Source organism: Dietzia sp. Die43, assembly GCF_024519835.1.
Taxonomy (GTDB): domain Bacteria; phylum Actinomycetota; class Actinomycetes; order Mycobacteriales; family Mycobacteriaceae; genus Dietzia; species Dietzia kunjamensis.
Genome location: NZ_JALJRF010000040.1, coordinates 1 through 3,719, shown reverse-complemented (window position 1 = coordinate 3,719; position 3,719 = coordinate 1). Strand labels below are relative to the sequence as shown.

Below are 3,719 nucleotides of genomic sequence, written 5' to 3'. Positions count from 1 at the left end.
GTCAAACACGTCGCCCACTCCACTCTTCGCGGCTACCACTGCGCACTGCGGGCGTTCACCAGCTACATCGCCAATCCGGATTACGGCTGGGATCGGGTGTGCGAGCAGCACTTCGGCACCCATCCGGCGCAGGTGTTCTTCGACTGGAACACCGCACCACACGTGCAGGCCTACGACGGGCGGGCCACAAAGCGGCCCTACACTCGCGAGGAACTCGATGCACTGTTTGAGCACGCCGACAACGAAGTCGCACGCGCTGGCGCCTCCGGGCGGAAAGGCTGGCAGCCCGCCTACCGGGACGCGGTCATGATGAAGATCGCCTACGGCTACGGTCTGCGATTCAACGAGTTGCGCCACCTGCAAACCGTCGACTTCGCCCGCAATCCCCACGCCCGCGAATTCGGGGCCTTCGGCCTCTGCAAGGTCCGCTACGGAAAATCCCGACGCGCCTCTCCCTTTCGGCCCCGCAGCGTGTTGACCGTATGGCGCTGGACTCCAAGCATCCTCGAAGACTGGCTGGCCAATGGCCGCGGCGCCCCCGACGGCCTCGAGCTGTTCTGTAGTGAACGTGGCGGACTCGTCGTGGAATCGACCTTGCTGCGTCGGCTACGCCGGTACTGCGACGAACTCGGATTCTCCGATGGTCTCGATATCCATTCCTTCCGTCGCTCGTACGCCACTCACCTGCTGGAAGCGGGATGGGATCCCCGGTTCGTCCAGGACCAGATGGGCCACGAGTACGCCTCGACCACCGGGATCTACCAGTTCACCTCCGATGAGTTCCGGCGCTCCACCCTCCGCGCCGCGCTCGACCGCACGATGAATCAAGCACTGTCACCCGACGATCGGAGCGGACCATCATGAAGCGCACCGTCGACTACCGCTGGCGTCTGGCCGAGCTCATGGCCGCACGCGGCATGCACAACACCACCGAACTGATCCCGCACCTGGCCGAACGCGACATCACCCTGTCCCGGCCGCAGGTCTACCGACTGGTTACCCAGCGCCCCGAACGCATCTCCCTGCAGGTCGTAGCCGCCCTGTGCGACATCTTCGACTGCGGACCCGACGACCTGCTCACCGTCACCGCTGCTGATGCACGCGCCCGCAAAACCGGCACCACCCCGGCAGCGAATGTCGTCGACCTCGACCGGTCCGTCCGCCCACGCCGCGCCAACATCCTCGACGAATAGCCCCGCCCGCGAGGAGGACGACCAATGAACCCGACCCCTGACGGCCTGTCGCCTCGTTCCACCCGCCGCGGCCGACCACGCGCCACCAGTACCCGAGATGACCCCTGTGCCCGGTGTGGCCGCAACATCCCCCGCCTGGCAGCGCGTTGGCCAGAGGGGCGACTGTGCTTCACCTGCTACAACACCGCGATCCACACCCACGGCACCTGCCCGAACTGCCGACAGGACCGGCTCCTGCCCGGCCCTCCAGGCGCCGACGGCGAACCGGTCTGCGGCACCTGCGCCGGCATCGACGTCGACTTCCACTGCCAGCGCTGCGGCGCCGAAGCAGGCCATCACCGCGGCAACCTCTGTGTCCGCTGCGTCCTGCGCGAGGACCTTCACGCCCTGCTCGGCAGTGCCCCCAGCGATCCCACACTGGCCGGTCTCGTCGACGCCCTGTGCGCCGCCGACCGACCCGAATCGATCATCACCTGGAAACGCTCACCCAAAGTGAAAACCCTGCTCACCGGACTCGGCGACGGCTCAATCCCCTGCACCCACGACGGATTCGACGCCGTCGGCGGCAAACCGGCCGAACACGTTCGTGCACTGCTACAGCACCACGACCTCCTACCCACACGGGATCCCTACTTGCCGCGGTTCGAACAGTGGATCGCCACGAAGCTCGACGGCCTGCCCGACGAGGTCCGCCAGCCCGTCCATCACTTCGCGACCTGGCATCACCTGCGCCGCATCCGAGCCAAAGCCGCCGACGGGACGCCCACCCGGGCACCGATCCATTCGGCGAAGCAAGAGATCACCGAGACCATCAAGTTCCTGAGCTGGCTGCACACCACCTATGGGCGCACTGCCGCAACCTGCACCCAGCCCGACATCGACGAGTGGCTCGCCACCGGACCCAGTACCCGACAACTGATCCGGACCTTCTTCGTCGTCGCCGCACGCACCCGCCTCAACACCACCGTCACCGTTGGGCACCGTGCCGCCCGCAGCAGCCCGTCGTTGACTCAAGACCAGCGGATCGCGTGGATCCACGAACTCCTCACCGGCAACAGCGAGACACTGCCCTACCGCGTCGCCGGCACACTCCTGCTCCTCTACGCCCGTCCGATCACCAGAATCGTCACCCTGCAAGTCTCCGACGTCACCGACCAGGCAGACGGGATGACCATCGCACTCGGCCTACGCCCCACCGACGTGCCCGAACCCTTCGCCGGCCTCCTGCGCACCCACCTGGCCACTCGCCCGAACCTGCGCACCGGCGCCGGCGGTGACAACCCCTGGCTACTGCCCGGCACGCTCGCCGGACGACACCTCCACCCCACCACCGTCGCAAACCGACTCCGCGGCCTGGGCATCAACCTGCGCGGAGCACGCAACCGAGCCCTGGCCGAGCTCGTCGTCGAATGCCCGCCCTCACTCGTGGCCGACGCCCTCGGCTACAGCCACCAAGTCGCCTTCCGCCACGCCAGCAAAACAGCCGAACCCTGGGCCCGCTACGTCGGCCGATCCCTCCCCCGCCCAACGGATACCCCGTAGCGTCGCGCAATCGTCCGCCGTGGAGACACTCGGGTCCACAGCATCCGAAAACAGGCAACGTTACGCGTTTCCGCTGTTTCCCGAATGGGGTCCGGACGAACGCTGGAGTCGCCGTCGACGAGCAAAATCCGGCCGACGAGCTGGGTGGTACCAAACCACATGGAGCACTAGCTGAGGCTGACGGGAAGACTCCTGATCCCGGCGCTTGACCTTGAAGTGCACTCCAAGGTCTACCGTGAGGTCATGACAAGCCAGGCAATGACGAGCTACATGCGGATCGGAGAGCTCGCCAACGTCGTCGGCCTCAGCCCGGACACGATCCGCTACTACGAGAGAGTTGACTTACTACCGCCCCCAGCCCGCACCCCGTCGGGCTATCGGATCTACAGCACGCAAGCGGTGGATCGTCTGCGCTTCATCCAGGGGGCACAGCGGCTAGGCCTCAAGCTCGACGACATCCGTGACCTCCTCTCCGTCAGAGACACAGGAGCCTGTCCGTGTGAACCGGCAGGAGACCTACTCACCCGCCGGTTGACCGAACTCGATGCAGAAATTAAACGTCTGAAAACTCTGCGAACCGAGATGACGACCATGCTCACAGCCTTGCCTGCCGAGAATTGCCCACCCCCGACCCCAGGAACTTGGCTTGAAACAAAGAAGGAGGTGAACTGAGATGCACGACTGCTGCGAAGACCCGATGTGCCCGCCAGAACTCTGCGGCTGCGGCTGCTAACCAGCAAGGAGGGGGCTCCGGCCCCCTCCTTGCTCCTCGCCCTGGGTCGCGGGTCGGCTGAGCAATCTGCGGACTGGTTCCGATTGAGGATCCCCTAACGCGATACCGCCAACCCGGCACGCAAACCGTACCGGCCGCACGTTGTGATCCGGCCTCCCCCTGCGGGAGAACCCGCTCGGAACAACGGCCAGGGACGGCCCCTGCCTGCCGACTCGAATACGCATGAATCTAATACGCAGACCTTCCACCTA

4 protein-coding genes are annotated in these 3,719 nt (G+C 65.8%); all 4 read left to right on the top strand.

Translation table 11 applies throughout. The annotated features are described in order from the left end of the window. A partial coding sequence (locus NR111_RS18040; protein ID WP_256821605.1) for a tyrosine-type recombinase/integrase occupies positions 1-864 on the top strand: 864 nt, incomplete at its 5' end. Beyond that, entirely contained in the window at positions 861-1,193 is a 333-nt protein-coding gene (locus NR111_RS18035) for a helix-turn-helix transcriptional regulator (RefSeq protein WP_017836429.1), read from the top strand. The genes NR111_RS18040 and NR111_RS18035, both read left to right, overlap by 4 nt. A 24-nt stretch (positions 1,194-1,217) precedes the next feature. Next, positions 1,218-2,735 (top strand): recombinase XerD, encoded by a 1,518-nt coding sequence (locus NR111_RS18030; RefSeq protein ID WP_083961625.1) that lies wholly within the window; start codon positions 1,218-1,220, stop codon positions 2,733-2,735. Positions 2,736-2,978: 243 nt separating this feature from the next. Further along, positions 2,979-3,407, top strand: a complete 429-nt coding sequence (locus NR111_RS18025) for a heavy metal-responsive transcriptional regulator (RefSeq protein ID WP_198150781.1) — start codon at positions 2,979-2,981, stop codon at positions 3,405-3,407. Positions 3,408-3,719: the final 312 nt, after the last annotated feature.

Coding starts and splice junctions, on each gene's coding strand:
- NR111_RS18035 (WP_017836429.1), top strand. CDS start 861: ATGAAGCGCACCGTCGACTACCGCTGGCGTCTGGCCGAGCTCATGGCC.
- NR111_RS18030 (WP_083961625.1), top strand. CDS start 1,218: ATGAACCCGACCCCTGACGGCCTGTCGCCTCGTTCCACCCGCCGCGGC.
- NR111_RS18025 (WP_198150781.1), top strand. CDS start 2,979: ATGACAAGCCAGGCAATGACGAGCTACATGCGGATCGGAGAGCTCGCC.